Genomic DNA, 23,680 nt, shown 5'->3' with positions numbered 1-23,680 from the left:
TCACCTAACCAGTTTACATAATATAATTATAGTAATCTACTTTGAACCAATGTTAATTACCTAAGTTTACCACCTTCAAAAATCTCTCAATCATCTTCCTGCTAATCTTCCCCTGACTAAATCGTTCAATCTGCCGAAACGGCATGTTTAGGACAAAGGTGAAATTATGTGCGGTTGAGCGCTTCCCAATGAGACGAAGGAAGCTCTGTATTAATATTACTGAAAAATAGGTGAATTGCCCTATCCCTTTTTTATATTTCAATTGAAAAATTGTATCGTGATACTCTAGCTTTTTAGTGCGATCCCAATACGGATTAGGCGGTTTATAACCTAAGAGAAGATGAAACGTCTTATCGGGAATGTTGCTTATGTCCAGGTCATAATAGTGTTTAAATAGCTCTTGATCATACGGGTTATCCGCATCATCACCTTGAATAACTACCGTCTTAGACAAGCGGATACCATCAATTGAACTTCCAATTTGAAGTTCATACTCTCCACTCTCAACTGACCATTGATTAACCTCGATATTGAAATACGCAAAAGCTTGATGATTAAAGTCTATCGTCACTTGTTTTACTTCGTTAGGCTCTAAATGAACCTTTACAAAGCCCTTTAACTCTTTATTCGCACGGAAAACCTTTGGTGACAAAGGCTTGATATAAAATTGAGCGATTTCTTCTCCTACCATCTCCCCCACATTCTTTATCGTAAACGAAATCGATGTTCCGTTAACCATCATTTCGCTATACTCGAATTGAGTGTAAGACAAGCCGAATCCAAACGGAAATAGTACGGGAACCTTCGCAGTGTCGAAGTAACGGTACCCAATATAAATACTCTCTCGGTGCTCAGATGTAGCTTCAAGACCAGGGTAGTAAGGGGCTGAAGGAACATCTTCGTATTTCATAGGATAGGTTTCAGCAAGCTTACCACTTGGATTAAAACTACCAATAAGAATATCCTTCAGGGCTGTTGCTCCTCCTTGTCCTCCTAGGTAGGTGTGCAAAATGGCTTTGACGTCATCAACAAAAGGCATCTCAATTACAGATCCACCTGATAAGACTACAACGACGTTCTCATGAACCTTTCCTAGCTCATTCACCAAGGTTAGTTGATTTTCCTTTAGCTTCATATCCGTTCTGTCCAAGCCTTCTGTTTCACTACCTTCGTCTAATCCGAGAAACAGTAAGACGATATCTGCCTGTTTTGCCAACGTTAAAGCTTTTTTCATAAGGTTATTACTTCGTCCACCAAACCGTTTATATCCTTGCTCATAGCCTACGATCTTTAAACTTGTTTCCGTTAGTTTGTCCCAAGCATTGTCAAGTTTCGTCGGTTCAATTAGTGAGCTCCCTGCCCCTTGATAACGCGGTATTTTCGCGAAATCACCAATAACGGCAATGTTCTGATTTTCTTTTAACGGAAGAATTTGATTTTCATTTTTAAGCAAAACAATCGAACGCCTTGCTGCATCAATTGCTTTTAGATGGTGATCCTCACAATCTACCTCTACTTCTTTCTTCAAAGTCTCTGTTGTTTCAAAGACTAACCCCAACAAACGATCAACTCTCTCATCTAAAACCGCTTCGCTTAGCTCACCAGATTTTACAGCATCAACGATTTCTTTATCAGTTATTCCACCTGTTGAAGGCATTTCAAGCTGATTTCCGGCTAGTAGCCCTTTGACTCGATCATGATTTCCGCCCCAATCCGTGACGACGACTCCTTCATACTTCCATTCACCATATAAAATATCATTCATGAGATGCGTGTTTTCATTGGCATACTCACCATTCACTTTATTATAAGATGACATCAGCACTTTTGGTTTTCCCTCTTCTACAGCATAGCGAAAACCTTCAAGATACACTTCACGTAAGGCTCGTTCATCAACCACTTCATCGATAGTCATTCTAAGATGTTCCTGACTGTTGACTGCATAATGCTTAGGGCATGCCGAAATTCCATTTGACTGAATCCCTTTAATCATACTCGCTGCCACTTTACCACTTAAAAATGGATCCTCTGAGAAATATTCGAAGTTTCGTCCGCAAAGCGGATTTCTTTTTATGTTTAGTCCAGGTCCAAGCAAGACGCTTACTTTTTCCGTGGCTGCTTCTTTTCCAATAGAACGTCCGACATCTTCTACTAATTCTAAATCCCAACTGTTTGCTAAAGTAGCAGCTGGCGGAAAGCAGGTTGCCGGTATACTTTGATTCATACCTATGTGATCAGCCTTCCCTCCTTGCTTACGTAACCCATGTGGACCGTCGGTTAGCATGATCGAGGGAATACCCAATCTTTCAATCGCTTGCGTGTTCCAAAAGTTCCCACCAGACATTAGTGATGCTTTTTCTTCTATTGTCATTTGACGAATTAAATCTTTGTTTTTCATCGTTTATCCCTATGTTCTAGCTTATTAAATAACTAGAAACTCTTCCATATATAGTCAGTTCAACGTTAAGTGTATTATATCGAAAATCGTAATATAAGTATAATTCAATGAATTTCATAATGACCTTAATGGTGCGATATCAAACTAAATGAAGCTGGGAATTTTTTAGCGCAACTACATGTGATATCGTATTGGGGATACCGATGAATTATGAAATTCATTGAATGACAACCAAAAAAGTGCTTGAGTCGAGACCCAAGCACTTTTTTGGTTTATAAAAATTCAGACATGATTTTTTCTAAATCAAAAGGTGTAATCCCCTGATCCATAGCAAAAATAGTGTCGGCATCATCAATTTCGTTTACAAGCGTTCCACGCGCCTCACCGTGTATACGGAAAAGTTCATATAAATTCGGTTTGACAAGACTTGTCATACTCATCAACATCAACGTTGTTGAAGGAAGATTTCCTTCTACATTGTTGTAAAATTGAGGATGGTTGGTGAGGCTCAGATCGCACCAGATCACCTTACGTTCTACCAGATCAAGAATGACTGGTATTGCAATTCTACTTTTAGCTGCAATATCTACTTTATTTTCAACTGTCCTCGGCTCAAATATTTCCCCTGTACCTGGATGTTTTCTCATCATCCATCCAGCAAAGCATTCAGGCATGTCACAATAAAACTGCTCAGTATATGTGTATAGCTGCATCATAATATACCTTCCACCATTTTGGGTAAACGAGGGAATGTCAATATCAATGAACTCAGCTGCTCCATTTGGTGCATCAACAATATCTCCAGAATGCCATGCTCGAAATTTCGTACTTGTTAGATTTGTGTATGAAATATGGTCCACGAATAAGAAGTTTTCATCGAACAACATCGCGGAAAGATCGACATCAATTCGTTCGTTTGCTCCTTGTTTCCACCAAGTGAAAAAGCGAATTGTATTCCCTTCTGGAATTTCGAATTTACTGCCTCTGACAAGAGTTTTTAACGTTTTTGAGGCTGAACGTTGAGAAAACGGGACATTCATATTCTTTAAGGAAGGTTCAATATAAACCTTTCCAAGTGGCGGTAATTGAGAAAATCTCTCTATGAGCACTTTCTCGCAAATGTCTACAATAGCTAAGCAAATGTTTTCAGGAATAACAGGAAGTTGATTTTCTATACCGACCGCTTTTGCGACATTTCCTTTTGGGAAAATAACGCGAATTGGCTGATCTGAGTTTCTGGTTTGGAAATGTGTTTTTACCTGAAGTAGTACAGCCGTTGATACCTCGGAAGCCACCTCTCGAAAAGGATTGATGACAACTTCAGGCAAATCAGATAGTCGAAGTAAGTGATCCAATCGTCGAGCCAATTCTCCTGGACGCTTCGAGAGCAACCGAACCGCTTCTTCTAGATTACTGTCAGCCAATGCTTTTTCTACTTTACTAGAAAACGTAGGAAAGGTTTCGTTATTTCGGATAATTGTAAAAGCTTGATAGGCATTTTGAAAGTTATTTTTGTATTCTCCGGGATGAAGAATTTCTCCAAGACGTATCCACTGCCCTTTGTATTTGAGCATATCCTCTGTAGGATTTTTCATCCTATCTAGTAGTGTTAAGAGAAAGCGTCGTTCCGATCGTTTGAACTTTTTAAATTTTGTAGTACCAGCTAAACTAACATCCCCTTCTGATAACGCAACAGCAAGACGAAGTACATCTGTTGCTGTCTTAAAATAGTGAGAGATTTCATTAACATTCATTTTCCCCTCTGTTAGTAGTGTAGCTACTACAAACGCAATAGTTTCTTTCATCGGAATTTCTTCCGGTAAAACAGTGGATACATCTGAGCTATTCCTAATACTCCAGAGCACTTCTGCTTGATCGGTGGCAGATAGACTAGTTTTTGCGGAAATTAGGCCTCTGATTATTTGATAGAAATCTTTAATCGATGCAAGCTGCAACATTCGTAAATTTGTTTTCTCAAATAATGGAAACCGCTCTCTCTTCTCTTCGAACGGCAGCAAGTTAGTATAGTAATGGATGATAGCATTTAGGTAAAGTTCTGCTTCTTCCGCTTCCATCACAGAGGTAGGAAAGTTAGGGTACATAGGTTTGTACTCTACATGAGCACCAACGGCATTTTTTAAAATCGGTATAAGTTTAGTATAAAAGCTAATAAATTGCGAGTCTTCCATCGTGCGCAGCTCTGTGAGTAACTCAGGTGAAAACATGAACCCTAGGGCTTCTAAGTTTTTGGTCGCAGTCGCCAGTAATACTTCTGAGAGCGACGATTGACCTTGTTCAACCACCACTTTATTACGTCTAACCATAATGCTTTGCATGTTCAATGTGTTTTCCATGGTGCTGCTCCCACCTACCTTTTATCTAGGCTGTTTTCGCAAAGTTTGTTGCTTTCGTAAAAATCCCAAAAGCCGGATTTTTACACAAATTACTAAGAATTCACCACTAATTTAGTAAGTAATGCTCTTTTCTTACATAATTTATTGGCTGATATCTTCATCTAGGGTATTTTTCCGATAATTTTAGGATAGAAAAGCCACAATGTTTACGAAAAGAGCCTTTATCTATAAAAGAAGTACCAGGAAATGTCCTGATACTTATCTTGTTTACATGTAATTGTATCCTGGAAAGAGGTTCCTCTAAAAAATACATGGTCAGCTAGTGTTACCTTTAGGCTCCACTGCTGCCCTACCATAAATGCTATAGAAGGAAGAAGAACCATAGCCAGGATCCATTTGAACAAACAGAAAGCGAAACCCTAATATCTTAGATTGAGTAGAAGGAAGGATATTCATAGCCGTTTGTACGTTTTTAGTATAGTACACATAGGCGGTTTTTCTCAAGACAATGTTTGTGGGAAAAGTATTCCAGCTTTTACACTAGTGCCCAGCTTTCGCGGTCATAGGTTCCACTTTTCGCATTCATAATCATATTTAATTTTACTTTCTTCCCATAATAATGCTTTCGAATTTGAAAAGCACCATGTAACAAAGGCAACAGCTCATCGTCGTCACAATTCAAAATACTCATCGCTTCATGATCGCTAATCATTTTTCCCTCAATTACTTCTTGTGCTGTCTGTAACCAGTTCATTCTAACCTCTCCTTTTGTCTATCGTTACTTTGTTAACCTAAATTAATTTTAAGTTAACATAAAATGGTTGTTTTTGGAAGTATAAACAATAGCCAAAAGCCAGTTCATCAAGAACTGGCTTTCTTTACATACATCTTCGCTTTTTCACTAGCAAGATTATTAATGGAAGCATTAAGTGTATCTAGCTTGGTTTCTATACGGTGTAACAGGTACAAAGTGATCATGACCGGAAACCCGTATTCGCTAATCAGCGGGATCCACATCTCCATTTCGCTTCCCTCCTTTCTATAACTTAAAAGAGGAAGTCAATTGTCCTCCCCCTCATCAACTACACCATTTGAATTTGATCTACATTACGTTCAACTACTCGAGCACCAACCTTGCTTACTAGAAAGCCACCACTTGAAACGAATGCTCCTTGTGCTAGCACTAAATCCATCACTAACGATACTTTTCCTGGATCTACTGGCTTAATTGGGTCATCTAATGATATCGTTACGTTTCTACCAATCTCGTTTTTAAAAATCAGTTCAATTTTCTTCGCCATCTGTTTTCACCTCCATTCCTACAAATTCGAAATAATTAACTAAGAGACAGCATATTGGTTTGTGCGTGTTACGATTTGAGCTGTGTGAACTTGCAGTGAAAGTAACGCTTCAGCGGTTGTACGAAGCTGTGCCTCTGTAGCTGTGTTATTAATGTTCGAAAAAGACTTCGTTTTAAAAATCTCTTTGCCCTCTTGGTCGTAGCCAGCTAACAAGTGCATCGTCAAACGCGATTGTAAAATGTTTTCGCTCATCTCATCACCCCCTTCACTCTATACATACATGTTGAGAGGAAAAGGGGTGGGAAAACTAACGTTTTTATACAGAAGAAAATTTAACAGCTAATCCTCTCCTTCGTTTATAAGCCACAAAAATGTCAAAATTAACCTCATTTCCACCCTATACGAACAAACGTATTATAGTAAAATTAGTACATATGTTCTTACATATAAGAACGATACTCTTCATGATTTGGCTGCCTTTGTGATAAAATAGTAAGGAAGGTGAACCTATGTATCCTGTTGATTATGACTCACTTTGGAAAGATGTGATTGAAGACTTTTTTGAGGATTTTGTACTATTTTTTGCTCCGGCATTGTATGAAAATATTGACGTTAGTAAAGGCTTTGAGTTTTTAGAACAGGAGCTAACTCAATTAGTTAAAGAAACAGAAACAAATAAGAAATTAATGGATAAGCTTGTAAAAGTCTATTTGAAAGATGGAAAAGACCAATGGATTTTAATCCATATTGAGGTTCAAGGTGATCGCCAAAAGACATTTGCAAAGAGAATGTTTCAATATTTTTATCGCACACTAGATAAATATGACAGATCCATTTATGCCATCGCAATCTTTACAGACGCAAACAAACAATTCAATCCAAATCAATTTCAATATAAGTTTTTTGAAACAGAACTAAGCTATTCTTATAAAACTTATAAAATCATTGATCAAGATGAGGAAACACTCGAAAAATCTGTTAATCCTTTCGCCCTAGCGATATTAGCTGGTGTTTACGTCGTACGTTCTAAAAAGAAGCTTGATCAAACTTATCAATACAAAATCAAACTAGCTAGACTACTTCTATCAAAAGAATGGACAAAAGAACATATTGACAAATTATTTCGTTTCATAGATGGTATTCTTAGATTAGACGAAGATTTAGGTTTGAAGTTCAAACTTGAACTTGACGAATTATTAGAAAAGAAAGGTGGTACTGATATGGGTTTAACCTGGGACAAAACAAATTTAGCTGAGATATACTGGAACAAGGGAAAAGCGGAAGGAAAAGCGGAAGGAAAAGCAGAAGGAAAAATTGATATTGCAAAGCAAATGCTCCTGAAAGGATATCCCATCACTGATATTCACGAGTTAACTGGAGTACCCGTGACAGAAATTGAGAAAATGAAGGATCAGGAAAGTTAATTAACTTAAAATAAATGTACAGTTATATTTGCTGTTAGTTATTTATAATCTAGTCCAGGCAAAAATCACTGACAAAAGTAACATCCAATTCTTCGGCGGTTACTTTTTCTCTTTGACTACGAATGTCCCCTACTAATTTTTTTATTGAAGTAACCTATTTTTTGCTTGGGTTTACAGTATAACTAGAACTTGACGAATTATTAGGAAAGAAAGGTGGTACTGATATGGGGTTAACCTGGGACAAAACAAATTTAGCTGAGATTTACTGGAACAAGGGGAAAGCAGAAGGGAAAATTGATATTGCAAAGCAAATGCTCCTGAAAGGATACCCCATCAACGATATTCACGAGTTAACTGGATTACCTGTGACAGAGATTAAAAAAATGAAAGATCAATAAATACGGCCTAATACAACTATGGATAGCACCTTTCAGGAACATTCTAAAAACAATCAAAAAAAGTAACAATCCTTCCCCTATTCTGAGAGTTGGACTGTTACCTTTTTGTATTTAACAGTAAGTTTCACCTAGTAAATGCCATTATTTTATACGCTAACATTACCAGATATCTTAGTTTTTTTTCGATGTTTAAAGCGGATCCATAATTCAACCGCAACTAGATTTCCAACCCAACTCAACCAAATGGCTGCTACATAACCTGCTGTAAAGTTATCTAATGAATACCCTACAAGCGCTGTCCACACTCGAAACGTAAGCGCTGCAAATGTTACAGCAAAGCTTCGGTACATCCATTCCTCGTGCATTGCTTGTTGCTTGTTTCGAATATACTTATAGGCTTTAAACGTCGTATAAAGCCAAGCTAGACTCAAACCAAAAAAACCTAGCTTTGCTAAAAAACCACCATGGGCATAAAAAGATAAATAAATTCCTACAATTGAACTTATAAGTATCGTAATGACATAAATTTTTCCGAAATTTCGATGAAGCTGTAAATGGCGATTCCGCCACTTCTTGATGAACAAAAACGGGCCGATAACCAATGGTAAGGCAGCTGTGATGATATGAATGTACAGTGCGATGTTCCAGAGTTGGTTTTCCATTTTAAACATTTCCAGTCCTTCACTGATAATAATTGCATTTCCTTCGACTGGATCTAATATGAAATAACGAACAATTGCCGAAACTGCTAAAACAAATGATAATATTAGAATAATAGAAAAACCAACTTTCTTACCCATTCAGCTCGCTTTTCCCCTCTCTTGCTTCCCTTTTATTTGTAATCATACCAGAAAGTACTAGGTAGATGGTAGCATATTTTTTCTAGTGTTCTTATCACTTTTTAAAAATGATCGTTTTGAATGCAAGGCACCCGCCTTTCGCATAATTACCCTACTTATGTGAAAACTATCATTGGAGGTGCTTCAATTGCGTAAAAAATCAATCTTTTCTTCATATTTTCTTATAGTGACAACTATTACCGGATTGGGATTATTACCCTTTGCAATTATCAAACGACCACTAAAGGATTGGATCATTGTTTACATAGTTAGCATCATAGAGAATTATTTTGCAGACTACTTCTTAGTCTCAAAAGGTTATTTAAAATACAAAAGAAAAATTTTTCCGCGTATAAAAGTGCATTTGCCGTTTGACTTTGTGCATTACCCTCTGATGTTGCTTTTTTATAATCAATGGACATTAAATAGTAAGCCAATAGGTTTAATCTTAAAATTAATCCCAATTGTAGTTCCGCAGATTATTATTGAGACGATTGCAGCCAAATACACAAAACTGATTACTTGGAAAAAAGGATGGAATTGGTATCATTCGTTTATAAGTGTCGTGATAAAGATGTTACTTTGTCGAAGTATCATTGCTATCATCCGAATGATGAACAAAGGAAAGTTGACTTTGTAATAGGCTCTTTTCGTAAACATTGCTCCTGCGGTTACTCGTCGCACAAAAAAACTGTTGCTTTTTTACCCTAAGGTAATCGGAAAAAACACAGATATCAGCCATTAAATTAGGTAAGAAAAAAGCAATACTTACTAAAGTTTAGTTGTGAATTCTTAGTATTTCGGGTGGAAATCCGACTTTTGGAATTTTTACGAAACCAACAAACGTTGCGAAAACAGCCTTGTAATAATGCTGCCATTCCTCCTATTTGTCAAAAATCAAATGAAAGGACGACTCTATGTTAAGAGCCGTCCTTTCATTATTATCATTCAAAATCATCAGGATTGACATTTGACGAAGGCAGTCTTTGTAAACCCATTGTGAAAAGTCCTGATCTTATTTAGTTAATCCATTTCTTTGAAGATACTGTTCTATCAACTCAATCGTCTCTTCGGGATGACTCATATGGGGGCTATGTCCTGTTGCCTCCATGTACATAAGGGAACTGTTTGGTAGATGACGATGAACATACTCCCCTACTTCTATCGGTGCAACCGAATCATCCTTACATTGTAATATAAGGGATGGAACCGTTACTCTTGGGAGGTCTTTACGGTTATCAGAGAAAAAAGTCGTTTTTGCAAAATTTCTAGCTATAACAGGATCCGTGGAACAGAAGCTATCTTCTAGTTCTTTTGTTAACTCTGGTCGGTCCACATTCTTCATAACCACAGGTGCTAAATAGTTCGCCCATCCGATATAATTTTTATCCATAAGATCAAATAGGCCTTCTAGTGCCTCTTTATCAAAGCCGCCCACATAGTCTGGTAGCTCATTTATATAACAAGGAGAAGGTCCGACCAACACTAAATGTGAAAAACGTTCTGGCTCCTTGATAGATGCTAGGATACCTATCATACTACTCACCGAATGACCAACAAAGATTGTGTTGTTTAGATTAAGAGCTTCCATTATCTCCAAAACATCTTTTGCATAGCTATCAAGCTTACTATATTTTTTAGCATCATATAGCGTTACATCCGAATTTCCCATACCTACAGAATCAAATAACACGACCTGATAATTTTCTTCAAAATGCGGGGCAACATAGCGCCACATTTTTTGGTCGCAACCGAATCCAGCCCCAAACATGATCGTTTGTGGACCATTTCCACTAACTTGTACATGATTTCTTCTCATAATATCAATCATCCTATGTTAACTCCTTGGTCGTTTTCATTAATCATAACAAAAGAATTTATGACATGTAATAGGAAATTTTGCTATGATAAAAAGACATCATCTCTATTATGAAAATGTAAGGAGCTTGCTTCTAATGGATGTAAAGATACTAGATGGTCTGCCATGTGGCTATGTCGCGCTTAATGACAGTGGAACGATCCAATCAATTAATCAACCATTAGTTGATCGATTAGGTTATACCAAAGACGAACTACATCAAAAACATTTTGATGTCCTGCTTTCACCTTCTGCTCGACTTTTTTACCAGTTATACTTTTTCCCGATGATGAGAGTACAAGAGAAAATTGAAGAAATGTACATCTCACTTCTTACTAACGATGGCGTTGAATTGCCAGTGTTACTTAATGCTAATAGAAAAAATAAAGGCGACACTTTTTTAAACGAATGTATCGTAATCCCAATGTCTAAGCGAAATGAATTTGAAGATGAATTAATTCAAGCGAGAAAAGATGCCGAAATGGCTTTTGAAGAAAAAAACAAGGCAAATGAGGCATTAGAAGTAAAACAACGGGAGTTATTAATTCTGCTAAACAAGAACAAACTATATCAAGAGAAAATCGAAACCGAACTTCAATTAGCAAAGAAAATCCAAGAAGTTTCATTAACCCTTCCCATACATAACGAAGAAATTAGTATCACAACATTTTATAAGCCTTCTAGTGAGTTATCTGGGGATATATTTGGTATATATAACATCAATGATTTTCAATATGGAGTGATTATCATTGATGTGATGGGACACGGAATTTCTTCCGCATTAGTGTCACTTTCTTTAAGATCGTTGTTTCAAACACTTATTTCAAAAGGCGAGTCTGTAGAAACAGTCATCAAGGAATTAGACCACTATCTTAATACCCTTTTTGAAAATAACAGTGATATCAGACATTATGCGACTGGCATTCACTTACATATAAATACAGAAAAAAGAGAAATTGAATTTATTAACGCAGGGCATCCTCCCGTAGTAATTATTGATAATGAAGAAATAAATTACTTACATTCAACTTCTCCTCCGATTGGTTTATTAGATGATTTAGAGTTTAAAGCAAGCAAAGTTTCCTATACAAATACCTCTAGACTATTCTTATATACCGATGGAATTACTGATTTAGTTCCGATTAAGGAGTTATCTTCTGTCTTAAAAGATTGTAACGATGAACAACCAGCGGTATTAAAAAACATCCTTTCTAATTTAATTCAAGAAAAAGAAAAAAACTTCAGCGAGTCTGATGACCAATCTTTTATGATTATAGATTTGTTGTAATGTGTGAGCCCCAAAAATGAAATAAGAAGCCTTTTATTCAAAGGCTTCTGTTTTATAATCATACTTAGAAATTACAGTGAAGCAACGAGCAAAACCTTGTTCCCACTAGCATTAAATGAAACAGATTTAACAGTCTTATACATAATTAAGATACCTCTACCTCTAGTAGAGAAAAGTTTTTCCTCTAATAAACGGTCAACACCTTTAGTATTAATCACTCTTATTTTTTCAGGTACTGGAAATCCCTGTCCACTGTCTATGATCTCTATATGCAACTCTTTATTTGTTTCATTTTGCTCTACTCTAGCAGTTATTGGGAACTTACCATGTTCTATGGAGTTGTTTAGTGCTTCTAACACAGCAACCATTGTAAGATAGATAGGTTTTTCTGGATAAAGTGATTGAATAACACTTTCCAACTTCCCTATGACTATATCATATTCATCCATGTTACATAACCGAAAGGTAGATACATGCCTTAATACATCCATTAATCACGATCTCTCCAATCTATTTAATCATCTACCCTATTCTATATCAGAATAACAATAAATGAGTAGAGGTATTAAATGGGAGATAAAACAGCCAACACATAGTAAGGCCGTGTGGAACACCTCCATGAAACAAGATTTTTCGGGGCGTCACAGGCAGTTGTCGAAGTTACCTTCTGATTGCATCACTCGTAGGCACTGCTTAGCAAAATTATCTGCAGCCTTTTCATGTGGAATGTTGCGATATTTCTTCTTTTCATGGGGTGTGTAGCCATGTTTCATCTCTGAAATAAAGCGCTTATAAAAGTATTCACCCTTATCAAAGTAATCAAATAAGCGATCCTTCTTCTCTTTTCCACTGCCACCAACAAGCCCATGAAAAAGATGCCCGACTTCATGAAAACAAATAAAAGCTGCATATTCAAAGCTAGATACATCATTCCGATTTACTTCTAGTAGATACTCCCGATTTTTGTAATCTTCCGCTATCGCCATTATGTTTAAGTAGATCACAGGTTGAAAATCTTCTTCTTCATAAATTCCTAGTTCACCAGGAAAATTGATTGGTTCATCAGTAATATGAAAAACAATATCTTCAACCACACTTTTATATATCGAACTGCCGAGCCATTGAATTGCTGCATGAATCCCGTTATAGGCCGAGGCCATGTGAAGTTTCGAAACTCCAAAATCCTTTTTAATCTTCTCGCTTTTCTCATCTAGAAAATCGATCATCTCAATTATTTTCATTTTCTAGCACATCCTTTTAGAAAGGCTGTATTGCAGAACTTGAAATAAATTTTAATTTTCTTCTTATGAGATGATATTCTTTTATATTGGAGGGTATACTTGAATTTATCTAAACCTTCCTTTTAACAGCCAAAAAACATACGATACAACAATAAAGGTCCTTCTAATTCGCAAATTGCCTTCATCAAAATTCTGTTTACGAGATGTAATCTCCTTAAATTCTAAAGAAAACCACGTGGTTTTTGAAAAAATAGTGCTTCTTTGTTCGCTTAAGTGCCGATCCTTGCGGTTATCATTAAGAGTTTTGCACACTCACAGTTTACATAATAAAGTTACAGTCACCTTGTTTATTACTTCCACCTCTCCCTCACCATGTCTTCTGCACTCTTTTAAACTTCCTATATTTTGAAACTTTTTGATTGCTAATCCCTGTCACTTCGATTAAAATTTAATAATTCTATGCAGGGAGTTGTACGTATGATTAGACGTTTTTTCAGTTATTATAAGCCACATAAAAAGTTGTTTATCATTGATTTTGTGTGCGCAGTTTTCGTTGGTTTATTAGAGCTTGGGTTTCCTCTAGCGGTTGCTTGGTTCATAGATAGTTTGCTACCAGAAGGAAACTGGAGTACCATAACCGCTGTCAGTGCCGGATTACTTACTCTCTATCTATTAAGCTCAAGTATGCAGTTTGTCGTAAACTACTGGGGCCATAAGCTAGGGATTAATATTGAAACAGATATGAGAAGAGAATTGTTCAATCATGTTCACCGACAGTCGTTCAAGTTCTTCGATAATACGAAAACTGGACACATCATGAGCCGAGTAACAAATGACCTAATGGATATTGGCGAGCTTGCTCACCATGGTCCTGAGGATCTATTCATTGCGATCATGACCTTTATCGGAGCATTTTGGATTATGCTGACGATCAATGTGAAACTTGCACTCGTTGCGATTATCGTCGTACCGTTTCTCGTCTGGTTAATTTCTTACTCCAATATTAAAATGAACAGAGCTTGGACTGCGATGTATGGAAATATAGCGGATGTAAACGCAAGGGTTGAAGATAGCGTATCAGGCGCTCGCGTTGTTCAATCTTTTACAAATGAAGCATTTGAAAAAGAACGCTTTAACACAAACAATCAATTTTTCCGCTCTTCGAAACTTAAAGCCTATAAAGTTATGAGTTGGAATTTATCTGGTATTTATATTACGACTCGAATGATGACACTGGTTATTTTAGTGTACGGAGCATGGTTAAGCTTCACCGGAGAGTTGTCTTATGGAGAATTAGTTGCTTTTATTCTTTATGTAAATGTGTTATTTAAACCAATTGATAAGATTAGTGCTTTACTAGAGTTGTATCCAAAAGGCATGGCTGGATTTAAACGATTTACTGAGCTTATGGATCAAGAGCCTGATATTAAGAACCGTCCGGATGCGATCGAAGTACCTGAACTTAACGGAAATATTGCCTTTCATAATGTGACTTTTGGCTATGAAGAAAATAGACGCATTCTGGATGACCTAAGCTTTTCCATTCAAGCTGGGCAAACTGTCGCCTTTGTTGGTCCATCAGGTGCTGGGAAAACGACGATCTGCTCGCTGATCCCTCGTTTTTATGACGTTGTCGAAGGTTCTGTTACCATAGATGGAATTGACATACGCAATATGACAAAGGAATCACTTCGTTCAAATATCGGAATTGTCCAACAAGACGTGTTCCTTTTTACTGGTACATTACGAGAAAACATTGCTTATGGAAAATTAGATGCAACAGATGAAGAAATTGAAGAGGCAACAAGACGGGCTCACCTTTCTGACCTAATCGCCTCTTTACCAGACGGGTATAATACCCAAATTGGAGAACGAGGACTAAAGCTATCTGGCGGACAAAAGCAACGTCTGTCAATTGCCCGCATGTTCCTGAAAAACCCACGCATCCTGATTTTAGATGAAGCAACATCTGCTTTAGATACAGAAACAGAGTCAATTATTCAAGAAGCATTAACCGAACTTGCCAAAGACCGTACAACACTCATCATCGCACATCGACTAGCAACGATCCGTAATGCTGACAGAATTCTCGTCGTAAACGAAGATGGAATTGCTGAAGATGGTACACACGCAGAACTTCTTGCTAATGAGAATGGAATTTTTACAAAACTGCATGCACATCAACATGCATCGATTTATTAATGCAAGAATGACCGAACGGTACCAACGTCGGTCAGACAGACAACACTCGTCCACCACTACTGAACCTGTGATTCCTCTTCGCATGTTTTTAGAAAGGTAGCAAAGTAACATATAGTTTCTCAAATGAAAAAAGTAACAATCCTTTTCCTTTTCAGGGACTGGACTGTTACTTTTTTTGTTTCTTATACGTTAATCAAGATTAAAGATGGTAAGAAACTTAGAGCTATTCCTAGTCAAGCGAATAATCTACTAAACCGGTCCTCTCAAAAGTCACTTTTTCTCCGCAACCACAAATACATAATCACCTAAACTACTACTATATTTACTGGTTACTTCATCAATCTTTTTCGACTCAATGTCGCGTTTTAATCTAATACACCCTTCTTTTATTTCTTCCTTTGAAGCTATGTTTGCAAAAGTAGAAATACCCTTGCGGACGTCTTCAATCAAATACATCTTTGGTTCATACTTCCCGCTGTATAGAAAAAAATCGACTAAATCTGGTTGTATCAAGAAAGTTTCATAGCCTACAATTCTAAACCCAGCTGTTTTTAATGCATCCTCGACCTCTCGTAAGCAAGGCATTTGCTGCGCCGACTTTTCAATTGCCTCTGGAAAGTATTCCTTCAACCAATAATTGTTCATCTGTTCTGGTGTTGAGGTGAATAGTACAAACCTCCCTTTATCAAGTACTCGATAAGCTTCCTGAAAAGGTGTCAACAGCTCATCAAAGTGATGAGCCGCTAACGTACAAGTCAGCCCATCGAAACTTTTTTGGTCAAATGGAAGCTTTTTTACATTCGCTATTTCCCATGTAACTGAATCTGATTTTTCTTCTGCTTTCTTAATCATTTCTTTAGATAGATCGATACCTGTCATCTGTAGACCTGTCTCTTCTAAAGCAACCGTGTAATTTCCTGTTCCACAAGCAAGATCAAGTATTCTACTTCGATTAGACACTTGTAAATGATTTCGTAAACGTCTAGTAATTTCAGGGTCAGCTTTCCGAGTAGTATCATATGTTACACCAATGTGGTCGTATAAAGGTTCCAACTTACCTCATCCTTTCATAGCTGACTGCTGAACCCAATTGGGTATATGGGTCCTAAAATATTTTCCAATTTTCTCAACTTCTGTCATCACCCGACTTATTCCCACTTCAGATAAGAACCAGTTCTCCTTCGTTAGTTCATACCGATCAATAACAGGAACAACCAAAAACTCTGTTTCCTTTGGAAATACGGCTTGATAACACAATAATGCTCTTCTAGAGTGGATCGCTTTACAGACAATGATTACCTTTTGATGTTGAATACTAGCTTTCTCTAAAACTTCTAAGGAGAAACGCGCATTCTCCAATGTATGCTGAGCTTGGTCCTCTTTAATAATTACCTCGCTAGGCACGCCATGTTCTAGTGCGATGTTTTGCAAGTACTCCCATTCTGTCGTCCCAACGTGTGGGTTATAGCCACCTGAAGGGAGTAAGTATGGTGCGAAACCTTCGTTGTATAAAGAAATAGCTCGTTCCATTAATGGTGGGTGATTCGCACCCGGAATTAAGATAGCATTAGCAGGAGTGATTTCAGTTTCAACAAAAATAAAATCAGTAATACAATCAAAGGGAGTATTCATCTTCTACTTATTCTCCATTCTTGTCGTCTTGAATTAATACTACCATTTTTTCCTCGTAATGGTAATTAAAAGAAGGTCGTCAAATGACCACCTTCTTTGTCCCTCTATTTACCGTGCAGCAAACAACACATATTTATTTGAAGGAAACTTCCTTTTTCAACACACACACTCCATGTAGCTGAAGCTCTATACGCCCAGAAACCGTCACACCATTAAGCATATCAATATAATCCTCGTTCAGAACAAACCACTGTTTCTCAGAACTAAAATTCATTAAGAAAACAAACTCATGTTTTCCGTCAGTTCTTATTTGAGCTCTCACTCCATCCAGCAAATCTGCCTGAATGGCTGGTCTTAGCCATGACTCCTTACTAATAACTGACAAAAACTTACTTGTACTGCAGTTACCAATTCAATCGAAGCCGATGAAGATAGACTGCCCCATTTGGGATGGTAACGTAATAAATAACATCAAATCCAGTTGGGAGTGTTGCTTCTGCTTCAACTAATTTGGTTAACACACCTTTGGGATACTTGGCCCAATCGTGTTCAGGAGTATAGCCAAGTTCAATTGTTGTTGTTTCGACAATACCAAGCTCCGGAAAATTCATAGAGTAAAATCGTAGCGTACGATCGTTTCTTTTTTTTACAACCACATAGGTACCAACACTTAAGGAGCATGGGAAGGCATGACCTCCGTTGTAATCCGTTTGTTCGCCGATTAAATTTACGCGATCTGGGGCAAAGAATGTCTCAGCCCCTCTGTTTCATGGTAAAGCTCTTTAAATTTCGTAAAAATAACTTTTTTGTCTATGATTATTTCTCCTCGCTATAACCATTTGGATTGGTTTGGTGCCAGTTCCATGCGTGCGTAATGATTTCTTCTAAATCTGCATATCGAGGAAACCACCCAAGTTGTTGTTGAGCTTTATTTGATGAAGCGATTAGAACAGCAGGGTCTCCTGGTCTTCTTGGGACTATGACGGCTGGTATATCTTTTTTTGTAATTTTTCTGCAAACTTCGATGACTTCTTTCACTGAAAATCCTTTGCCATTACCTAAATTATAGATCCCACTCTCTTTGGTAGTTTCTAGCTTTTTAAGTGCTAGATAATGGGCTTCGGCTAAATCCATGACATGGATATAATCTCGAACGCAACTTCCATCACCGGTTGGATAGTCATCACCAAATATCTTGATACTATCTCTTTTGCCAAGAGCTACTTGAAGTACAATTGGGATCAAATGTGTCTCAGGTTCGTGATCTTCTCCTAATCTCCCACTTGGATCAGCACCTGCGGCATTAAAGTAACGTAAGCAAACTGACTTTAGTCCGTAAGCCTGATCTGACCATTTCAACATTTTTTCAATCGCTAATTTCGTTTCACCATATGGGTTTGTCGGTACAGTCGGGTCATCTTCTAAGATAGGGATTGACTTAGGTTCACCATAAGTCGCCGCGGTAGATGAGAATACGATTTTTTTCACCCCGTGCTCTACCATCTTCTTCACAAGAGTATACGAACCCAACACATTATTTTCATAGTATTCTAATGGTTTTTCCACGCTTTCTCCTACTAAAGAATTTGCTGCAAAATGTACAACACTATCAATTGTATGTTTGGTAAAAATTTCATCTAGTATGCTTTCATTACTAAGGTCACCTTTATAAAAGGTTGCGTCTAAAACAGCTTTTGCATGACCTTTTTGAAGATTGTCTAAAATGATCACCTCTTCTCCTTTTTCACGGAGAAAAAGTGCCGTATGACTTCCAATATACCCAGCACCACCAGTTACCAAAATAGCCATTTTATCAAGCTCCTCTCAAAAGAACAATATATCCGTTTCAAACTAAATTTCAAATTAATAAAATTAATTAACTAAGGATATCATAGTAAATTTACTACTAATTGTCTTTAGTATTTCCAATCATTTAGTATAGTTTATACAATGAACACTCAAAGGTTAATTACAAATGTTCCGGTATAAACAACTCAGATCAAATTAACGCTACTGCCCCAATGACTGTACCCATGTCTCCTAACTTCGATGTAACGATTGGCGTTTCTTATGCTGCTTCAATTAAGACTCTTTTTTGTACCTCTTCTTTCAGGGGATGGATAATAAAACTTCAGTTTCGTATGAAGTATACATAGGGAATTTCGGCTAAGCTGTGGTTTGAAAATTCGGTAGCCCCTCTGTGGATCTACTTTACTCTTGTTTCAAGAGCTTTTTAAAAAATCTAAATACGTATTCAGGTTACTCCAATCACGTCTTTCTTCAGAGCAAAAAGGGAAGACACTCGGTCTCCCCTTCCGTCACTATGCCATTTGAATTGGATCTACATTGCGTTCAACTACTCGAGCACCAACCTTGCTCACTAAGAAGCCGCCGCTTGATACGAATGCTTGTTGCGCTAACACTAAATCCATTACTAATGCTACTTTCCCTGGATCTACTGGTTCAATTGGGTCATCTAATGAAATCGTTACGTTTCTACCAATCTCATTTTTAAAAATAAGTTCAATCTTCTTCGCCATCTGTTTTCACCTCCATTCCTATCAATTTTGAAAAATTAATTAAGAAACAGCGTATTGATTTGTGCGTGTGACGATCTCTGCTGTATGGACCTGCAGCGAAAGTAATGCTTCTGCTGTCGTGCGAAGCTGGCCATCGGTTGCTGTGTTGTTGATGTTCGAAAATGATTTTGTTTTAAAAATCTCTTTCCCCTCTTCGTTGTACCCAGCTAACAATTGCATCGTTAAACGTGATTGTAAAATGTTTGCGCTCATCTTATCACCCCCTTCACTCTATACATACAGGGTGTGAGGAAAAGGGGTGGGATGGATTGAAGATGTCGTCGAGAATATTTTTCCTATCATCAACGAAGACTAGTGGTAAAAATAACCTTTAACGGAAAGGTGCTAAAACATGTACGAATATGTGTCCGATTCACTATTGGTAATAGGGAGAATTGTTACAATATTACCGTTGCTCTTGTTTATGACACTTTATATGGGAAAAAGGGCCATTGGTGAATTACCGATTTTTGATTATTTAATTATTATCACATTGGGTGCTGTTGTCGGTGCAGACATTGCTGATCCAAATATTAAACACTTCCCTACTGCTATCGCAGTCATTTCTATAGCCTTTTTTCAAAGGCTCATTACTTATTGGAAAATTAAAAATCGAAAAGTAGGTAGACTGCTTACTTTTGAACCGACTGTTGTCATCCAGGACGGGATAATACTTGACCAAAGATTAAAAAAGCTTCGTTATTCCATTGATAGCGTCCTGCAAATGCTTAGAGAAAAAGACGTATTTGACATTACCGAAGTTGAAACAGCAATTATTGAGGCAAATGGAGGTATAAGTGTACTAAAAAAAACAGAAAAAAAACCCGTCACCAAAGAAGATATGCAAATTTATAAGCCAACTTCTACAATTGCACTACCAATTATCATAGAAGGAACCATCTACACAGACATACTCAAAGACTTTAACCTTGATCGAATGTGGCTACAGGAACAATTAACAAAACGAGGAATACACAACCTAGATGATGTTTTTTTCGCCTCTATTAATCGAGATCTTCAATTGCATGTTTCTCTGAAGCATGAACCCGATGTTGCAATTCCAAAGCTTAAGCACTAGATAACGCAATTATTGAATTCTTATTTCAAGATTGCCTCATTGGGTATTCAAAAAGAATTGGCATTGCTAGAAACATTAAGGCACGCTACTATAGCGGATCTCCTGATCAAGTTGCTCCCTAATCCTTTACAAGCTTTGCAAAGAAGTTTTTTAACCTAGAAGGTAGTAGTTGTACAGCACAAAGAAAGCCGTATACCCTTTACGGGAAGACGGCTACTTTTTTTATAGTTTCGTGAAACATAGTTGTGAAACAAGATTTTTCGGGAAGTGACAGGCACTTCTACATTCCCTATTGATATATCATAAACACCTGTCCACTAGTTATTTCAATCGGAAAAATCTTTACTTGCCCACTGTCCGGTGCTTGAACCATTCCATCATTTAATGATATTTTCCAATCATAGAGCGGGCAATATACATATTCACCGCTTACTAAGCCCCCACTTAATGTTCCGCCTTTTGGATGGGGACTCTTATTTTCAATTGCCTTTACCTCACCGTTGGAAAGACGGAACAGGACGATCTCTTCTTGACCGATATGAAATACCTGTCCTGTCCTTTCTGGTAAAGAGTCATAATCTGTAAGATATAGTTTCTCCATTCTACTTCACCCCTTATACTAAGACTGGAATTTCGTGCTTTTGATAATACTTCTGCTGAAGGTCTTGGTTTTCAAGCACTTCCGCCCATGGCTCTTGGTATTTCTTCAACGTTTTATCTAAGCGCTCATTCAACGCTTTTCTAGTTTCTTCATTGGCTAGAACCTCTCTCACATGGTCAAGCCCTACGCGTTCTACCCATGTAGAAGTACGCTCAAGATAATTCGCGTGCTCGCGATAGTATTGTAAAAATGCGCCTATCAATTCAATGACTTCTTCTTTTGTTTTCACAGTTGCAAATAAGTCCCCAGCACGTAAGTCTGTTCCACCGTTCCCTGCAACATAAAGCTCCCAGCCACCATCAATTCCAACAATACCAAAGTCCTTAATTCCAGATTCAGCGCAGTTCCTTGGACAAGCAGATACACCCATTTTCACTTTGTGCGGAGTGTCTAAACGTTCGAATTTTTTCTCTAAATCAATCCCAAGTCCCATCGAGTCTTGAGTACCAAAGCGACAGAATTTTGCTCCTACGCAAGTTTTCACCGTGCGGAGAGTTTTTCCGTAAGCATAACCAGATGGCATTCCTAGTTCTTCCCAAACAGCTGGAAGATCGTCTTTGTTGATACCATAAAGGCCAATTCGCTGACCACCAGTCAATTTCACTAAAGGAACATCATACTTTTCTGCAACTTCGGCAATCTTCATTAAGTCCTTCGCTGTAGTTACTCCGCCATACATTCTAGGAATAACTGAGTAAGTTCCGTTTTTTTGAATATTTGCATGCATTTTTTCATTAACGAGTCTTGAGTCGCGATCATCCGTATATTGATCTTGTAGGATCATTCCAAGGTAGTAGTTTAACGCTGGACGACACTTCGAACATCCTTCTTCTTGTTTCCAGCCAAGAACATTCATGACCTCTTTTACAGTAGATAGACCTTTTTCCTTAATTTCCGCGACTACTTCATCACGGCTAATAGTTGTACAACCACATAATGCTGTTTTCTTCGCAGCCACATCATATTTTTCACCAAGAGTATGCGCTAAAATATCAGAGATTAACGACTTACAACGGCCACATGAACGTCCGGCATTTGTGCAGCTACCCACCTCATCAACAGTTGTTAGCCCTTTTGCTTGAATAGCTTCCACAACTGTTCCTTTAGTCACACCATTACATCCACAGACAATTTCATCTGCTGCCATGGTCGCGACATCATTGGAGTCAGATCCTACACCACAACAACCAGACTCTAATATAGATACACTAGTCATGCCGCTAACATCTTCTTTTTTCAGTAACATTCTAAATAATCTTGAGCTATCTTTTGTATCGCCGTATAAGACAATACCAGAAACTCGATTGTCACGAATGACGATCTTTTTATATACCCCATCGAACTCGTTATGAACTTTAATTGACTTTGTCTTTGGATCATCATCAATTTCACCAGCAGAGAACAGGTCTACACCAGAAACTTTTAAGCCAGTGCCGACAATTGATCCCTCATATGGCTTTGTTTCAACTCCACAAAGATTAGCAGCAAGCACTTTTCCTTGTTCATATAATGGAGCTACAAGACCGTAAATTACTTCTCTGTGTTCCGCGCATTCTCCAACCGCATGGACATGTGCAACGCTTGTCTGCATAAAATCATCAACAACAATTCCACGGTTTACATAGATACCACTGTCTTTAGCAATTTGAACATTTGGTTTTATCCCGACTGCCATAACGACAAGGTCAGCCTCAATCTCCGAACCGTCTACAAAACGTAGTCCAGTCACTCTTTCGTCGCCTTGGATCTCAGCAGTCTGTTTTTCCATCAGGAAATTCATGCCTTGTGCTTCAAGTTCTTCTTTTAGCATGATTGACGCAGTAGGATCGAGTTGTCGCTCCATTAAATGAGGCATTAAGTGAATGACATCTACTTCCATACCTAAGTTTAACAAGCCTCTTGCTGCTTCAAGACCAAGCAACCCGCCGCCAATAACTGCAGCTTTTTTATAGTCCCGCGCTACTTTGATCATCGTTTCACAATCGTGGATATCACGAAAACCAGTAACGCCCACTTTATCGGCACCCGGAATTGGCAAAATAAACGAACTTGATCCAGTCGCAATAATTAAATCATCGTAGCTCACTACTCTACCTTGATTTGAGATTACTTGTTTCGCTTCAGTATCAATGCGAACAATTGCTTCTCCTGTAAAAAGCTCAATGTTATTTTCTTGATACCATTCCCAAGTATTCATAATGATATCGTTTACTGTTGTATCACCTTGTAAAACATTTGAAAGCTTAATTCTATTATAATTCGGATGTGGTTCATCCCCGAAAATGGTTATTTGAAAAGCGTCTGGAGCAAGCTTTAAGATTTCCTCAATTGTTCTCACACCAGCCATCCCGTTCCCAATCATCACTAGTTGTTTTCTGCCCATGTCGTGTTCCCTCCTATGAAGCTATTAATCCTATAAGCAACTGA

24 protein-coding genes and 1 pseudogene are annotated in these 23,680 nt (G+C 37.7%); 6 read left to right on the top strand and 19 right to left on the bottom strand.

Annotated features, from left to right (window positions below; genetic code table 11):
• Positions 1–52 precede the first annotated feature (52 nt).
• From DS745_RS21850 to DS745_RS21825, 6 genes and pseudogenes are all read right to left on the bottom strand, one after another.
• Positions 53–2,398 carry a beta-glucosidase gene (locus tag DS745_RS21850; protein WP_129080360.1) on the bottom strand — a complete coding sequence of 782 codons (2,346 nt, stop codon included), beginning with the start codon at positions 2,396–2,398 and terminating at the stop codon, positions 53–55.
• 272 nt (positions 2,399–2,670) lie between these two features.
• Positions 2,671–4,752, bottom strand: coding sequence for a TerD family protein (locus tag DS745_RS21845; RefSeq protein WP_196121301.1), 2,082 nt, complete (start codon positions 4,750–4,752; stop codon positions 2,671–2,673).
• Positions 4,753–5,320: 568 nt separating this feature from the next.
• Positions 5,321–5,506, bottom strand: a pseudogene (locus tag DS745_RS21840) (biotin synthase BioB); the annotation flags it as partial.
• 107 nt (positions 5,507–5,613) lie between these two features.
• On the bottom strand, positions 5,614–5,775 hold the full coding sequence (locus DS745_RS21835; RefSeq protein WP_129080359.1) for a YvrJ family protein: 162 nt from the start codon (positions 5,773–5,775) through the stop codon (positions 5,614–5,616).
• Positions 5,776–5,834: 59 nt separating this feature from the next.
• Entirely contained in the window at positions 5,835–6,053 is a 219-nt protein-coding gene (locus tag DS745_RS21830; protein WP_129080358.1) for a DUF2922 domain-containing protein, read from the bottom strand.
• A gap of 39 nt (positions 6,054–6,092) precedes the next feature.
• Positions 6,093–6,305 carry a DUF1659 domain-containing protein gene (locus tag DS745_RS21825; protein ID WP_129080357.1) on the bottom strand — a complete coding sequence of 71 codons (213 nt, stop codon included), beginning with the start codon at positions 6,303–6,305 and terminating at the stop codon, positions 6,093–6,095.
• A 257-nt stretch (positions 6,306–6,562) separates the two neighbouring features.
• Between DS745_RS21825 and DS745_RS21820 the strand changes: the two genes are divergently transcribed.
• Positions 6,563–7,477, top strand: coding sequence for an RpnC/YadD family protein (locus DS745_RS21820; protein ID WP_129080356.1), 915 nt, complete (start codon positions 6,563–6,565; stop codon positions 7,475–7,477).
• A gap of 224 nt (positions 7,478–7,701) precedes the next feature.
• The gene (locus DS745_RS24730; RefSeq protein WP_161568347.1) at positions 7,702–7,875 is read left to right on the top strand and encodes a hypothetical protein; all 174 of its coding nucleotides are present in this window, start codon (positions 7,702–7,704) and stop codon (positions 7,873–7,875) included.
• Between the two features lie 146 nt (positions 7,876–8,021).
• Here DS745_RS24730 and DS745_RS21815 read toward each other — a convergent pair whose 3' ends face one another.
• Complete coding sequence (locus DS745_RS21815; protein WP_129080355.1) at positions 8,022–8,675, bottom strand: DUF2306 domain-containing protein; 654 nt, start codon at positions 8,673–8,675, stop codon at positions 8,022–8,024.
• Positions 8,676–8,853: 178 nt separating this feature from the next.
• Between DS745_RS21815 and DS745_RS21810 the strand changes: the two genes are divergently transcribed.
• Entirely contained in the window at positions 8,854–9,354 is a 501-nt protein-coding gene (locus DS745_RS21810; protein ID WP_241657925.1) for a CBO0543 family protein, read from the top strand.
• 375 nt (positions 9,355–9,729) lie between these two features.
• Here DS745_RS21810 and DS745_RS21805 read toward each other — a convergent pair whose 3' ends face one another.
• The gene (locus DS745_RS21805; protein ID WP_129080353.1) at positions 9,730–10,545 is read right to left on the bottom strand and encodes an alpha/beta fold hydrolase; all 816 of its coding nucleotides are present in this window, start codon (positions 10,543–10,545) and stop codon (positions 9,730–9,732) included.
• Between the two features lie 124 nt (positions 10,546–10,669).
• Here DS745_RS21805 and DS745_RS21800 point away from each other — a divergent pair, with 124 nt between their 5' ends.
• A complete protein-coding gene (locus DS745_RS21800; protein WP_161568346.1) occupies positions 10,670–11,860 on the top strand; it encodes a SpoIIE family protein phosphatase in 1,191 nt (396 codons plus the stop codon).
• A 71-nt stretch (positions 11,861–11,931) separates the two neighbouring features.
• Here the strand turns inward: DS745_RS21800 and DS745_RS21795 are convergent, their stop codons facing one another.
• Together DS745_RS21795 and DS745_RS21790 are read right to left on the bottom strand one after the other, a co-directional pair.
• A complete protein-coding gene (locus tag DS745_RS21795) occupies positions 11,932–12,351 on the bottom strand; it encodes an ATP-binding protein (protein WP_129080351.1) in 420 nt (139 codons plus the stop codon).
• 150 nt (positions 12,352–12,501) lie between these two features.
• Positions 12,502–13,101 carry a hypothetical protein gene (locus DS745_RS21790; RefSeq protein WP_129080350.1) on the bottom strand — a complete coding sequence of 200 codons (600 nt, stop codon included), beginning with the start codon at positions 13,099–13,101 and terminating at the stop codon, positions 12,502–12,504.
• A gap of 477 nt (positions 13,102–13,578) precedes the next feature.
• Here DS745_RS21790 and DS745_RS21785 point away from each other — a divergent pair, with 477 nt between their 5' ends.
• Complete coding sequence (locus tag DS745_RS21785) at positions 13,579–15,303, top strand: ABC transporter ATP-binding protein (RefSeq protein ID WP_129080349.1); 1,725 nt, start codon at positions 13,579–13,581, stop codon at positions 15,301–15,303.
• 270 nt (positions 15,304–15,573) lie between these two features.
• On the opposite strand, the gene DS745_RS21780 is transcribed toward DS745_RS21785, so the two are convergent.
• From DS745_RS21780 to DS745_RS21750, 7 genes are all read right to left on the bottom strand, one after another.
• On the bottom strand, positions 15,574–16,356 hold the full coding sequence (locus tag DS745_RS21780; protein ID WP_129080348.1) for a class I SAM-dependent methyltransferase: 783 nt from the start codon (positions 16,354–16,356) through the stop codon (positions 15,574–15,576).
• 6 nt (positions 16,357–16,362) lie between these two features.
• The gene (locus tag DS745_RS21775) at positions 16,363–16,935 is read right to left on the bottom strand and encodes a YdcF family protein (RefSeq protein WP_129080347.1); all 573 of its coding nucleotides are present in this window, start codon (positions 16,933–16,935) and stop codon (positions 16,363–16,365) included.
• A 133-nt stretch (positions 16,936–17,068) separates the two neighbouring features.
• Positions 17,069–17,320, bottom strand: a complete 252-nt coding sequence (locus DS745_RS21770; RefSeq protein ID WP_241657904.1) for a Beta-galactosidase C-terminal domain — start codon at positions 17,318–17,320, stop codon at positions 17,069–17,071.
• Positions 17,321–17,339: 19 nt separating this feature from the next.
• The gene (locus DS745_RS21765) at positions 17,340–17,591 is read right to left on the bottom strand and encodes a hypothetical protein (protein ID WP_241657903.1); all 252 of its coding nucleotides are present in this window, start codon (positions 17,589–17,591) and stop codon (positions 17,340–17,342) included.
• 160 nt (positions 17,592–17,751) lie between these two features.
• Entirely contained in the window at positions 17,752–18,744 is a 993-nt protein-coding gene (gene galE, locus DS745_RS21760) for a UDP-glucose 4-epimerase GalE (protein WP_129080346.1), read from the bottom strand.
• A gap of 512 nt (positions 18,745–19,256) precedes the next feature.
• Positions 19,257–19,475, bottom strand: a complete 219-nt coding sequence (locus DS745_RS21755; RefSeq protein ID WP_129080345.1) for a DUF2922 domain-containing protein — start codon at positions 19,473–19,475, stop codon at positions 19,257–19,259.
• 39 nt (positions 19,476–19,514) lie between these two features.
• Positions 19,515–19,727, bottom strand: coding sequence for a DUF1659 domain-containing protein (locus DS745_RS21750; RefSeq protein ID WP_129080344.1), 213 nt, complete (start codon positions 19,725–19,727; stop codon positions 19,515–19,517).
• Positions 19,728–19,866: 139 nt separating this feature from the next.
• Here DS745_RS21750 and DS745_RS21745 point away from each other — a divergent pair, with 139 nt between their 5' ends.
• Positions 19,867–20,592: a DUF421 domain-containing protein gene (locus DS745_RS21745; RefSeq protein WP_129080343.1), complete on the top strand. Its 726-nt coding sequence runs from the start codon at positions 19,867–19,869 to the stop codon at positions 20,590–20,592.
• Between the two features lie 289 nt (positions 20,593–20,881).
• Here the strand turns inward: DS745_RS21745 and nirD are convergent, their stop codons facing one another.
• Entirely contained in the window at positions 20,882–21,193 is a 312-nt protein-coding gene (gene nirD, locus DS745_RS21740) for a nitrite reductase small subunit NirD (protein WP_129080342.1), read from the bottom strand.
• Positions 21,194–21,206: 13 nt separating this feature from the next.
• A complete protein-coding gene (nirB, locus tag DS745_RS21735) occupies positions 21,207–23,636 on the bottom strand; it encodes a nitrite reductase large subunit NirB (RefSeq protein WP_129080341.1) in 2,430 nt (809 codons plus the stop codon).
• Between the last annotated feature and the right edge of the window lie 44 nt (positions 23,637–23,680).

Origin of the sequence: Anaerobacillus alkaliphilus (genome assembly GCF_004116265.1) — a bacterium.
Taxonomy (GTDB): domain Bacteria; phylum Bacillota; class Bacilli; order Bacillales; family Anaerobacillaceae; genus Anaerobacillus; species Anaerobacillus alkaliphilus.
This window is presented reverse-complemented; position numbering and strand designations above follow the sequence as displayed.

Bases quoted from the DNA above. Each gene is read 5' to 3' on its own strand.
- DS745_RS24730 (WP_161568347.1), top strand. From the start codon at position 7,702: ATGGGGTTAACCTGGGACAAAACAAATTTAGCTGAGATTTACTGGAAC.
- DS745_RS21755 (WP_129080345.1), bottom strand. From the start codon at position 19,475: ATGGCGAAGAAGATTGAACTTATTTTTAAAAATGAGATTGGTAGAAAC.
- DS745_RS21815 (WP_129080355.1), bottom strand. From the start codon at position 8,675: ATGGGTAAGAAAGTTGGTTTTTCTATTATTCTAATATTATCATTTGTT.
- DS745_RS21830 (WP_129080358.1), bottom strand. From the start codon at position 6,053: ATGGCGAAGAAAATTGAACTGATTTTTAAAAACGAGATTGGTAGAAAC.
- DS745_RS21805 (WP_129080353.1), bottom strand. From the start codon at position 10,545: ATGATTGATATTATGAGAAGAAATCATGTACAAGTTAGTGGAAATGGT.
- DS745_RS21825 (WP_129080357.1), bottom strand. From the start codon at position 6,305: ATGAGCGAAAACATTTTACAATCGCGTTTGACGATGCACTTGTTAGCT.
- galE (WP_129080346.1), bottom strand. From the start codon at position 18,744: ATGGCTATTTTGGTAACTGGTGGTGCTGGGTATATTGGAAGTCATACG.
- DS745_RS21750 (WP_129080344.1), bottom strand. From the start codon at position 19,727: ATGAGCGCAAACATTTTACAATCACGTTTAACGATGCAATTGTTAGCT.
- DS745_RS21835 (WP_129080359.1), bottom strand. From the start codon at position 5,775: ATGGAGATGTGGATCCCGCTGATTAGCGAATACGGGTTTCCGGTCATG.
- nirD (WP_129080342.1), bottom strand. From the start codon at position 21,193: ATGGAGAAACTATATCTTACAGATTATGACTCTTTACCAGAAAGGACA.
- DS745_RS21795 (WP_129080351.1), bottom strand. From the start codon at position 12,351: ATGGATGTATTAAGGCATGTATCTACCTTTCGGTTATGTAACATGGAT.
- DS745_RS21790 (WP_129080350.1), bottom strand. From the start codon at position 13,101: ATGAAAATAATTGAGATGATCGATTTTCTAGATGAGAAAAGCGAGAAG.
- DS745_RS21850 (WP_129080360.1), bottom strand. From the start codon at position 2,398: ATGAAAAACAAAGATTTAATTCGTCAAATGACAATAGAAGAAAAAGCA.
- DS745_RS21820 (WP_129080356.1), top strand. From the start codon at position 6,563: ATGTATCCTGTTGATTATGACTCACTTTGGAAAGATGTGATTGAAGAC.
- DS745_RS21785 (WP_129080349.1), top strand. From the start codon at position 13,579: ATGATTAGACGTTTTTTCAGTTATTATAAGCCACATAAAAAGTTGTTT.
- DS745_RS21775 (WP_129080347.1), bottom strand. From the start codon at position 16,935: ATGAATACTCCCTTTGATTGTATTACTGATTTTATTTTTGTTGAAACT.
- nirB (WP_129080341.1), bottom strand. From the start codon at position 23,636: ATGGGCAGAAAACAACTAGTGATGATTGGGAACGGGATGGCTGGTGTG.
- DS745_RS21800 (WP_161568346.1), top strand. From the start codon at position 10,670: ATGGATGTAAAGATACTAGATGGTCTGCCATGTGGCTATGTCGCGCTT.
- DS745_RS21745 (WP_129080343.1), top strand. From the start codon at position 19,867: ATGTACGAATATGTGTCCGATTCACTATTGGTAATAGGGAGAATTGTT.
- DS745_RS21845 (WP_196121301.1), bottom strand. From the start codon at position 4,752: ATGGAAAACACATTGAACATGCAAAGCATTATGGTTAGACGTAATAAA.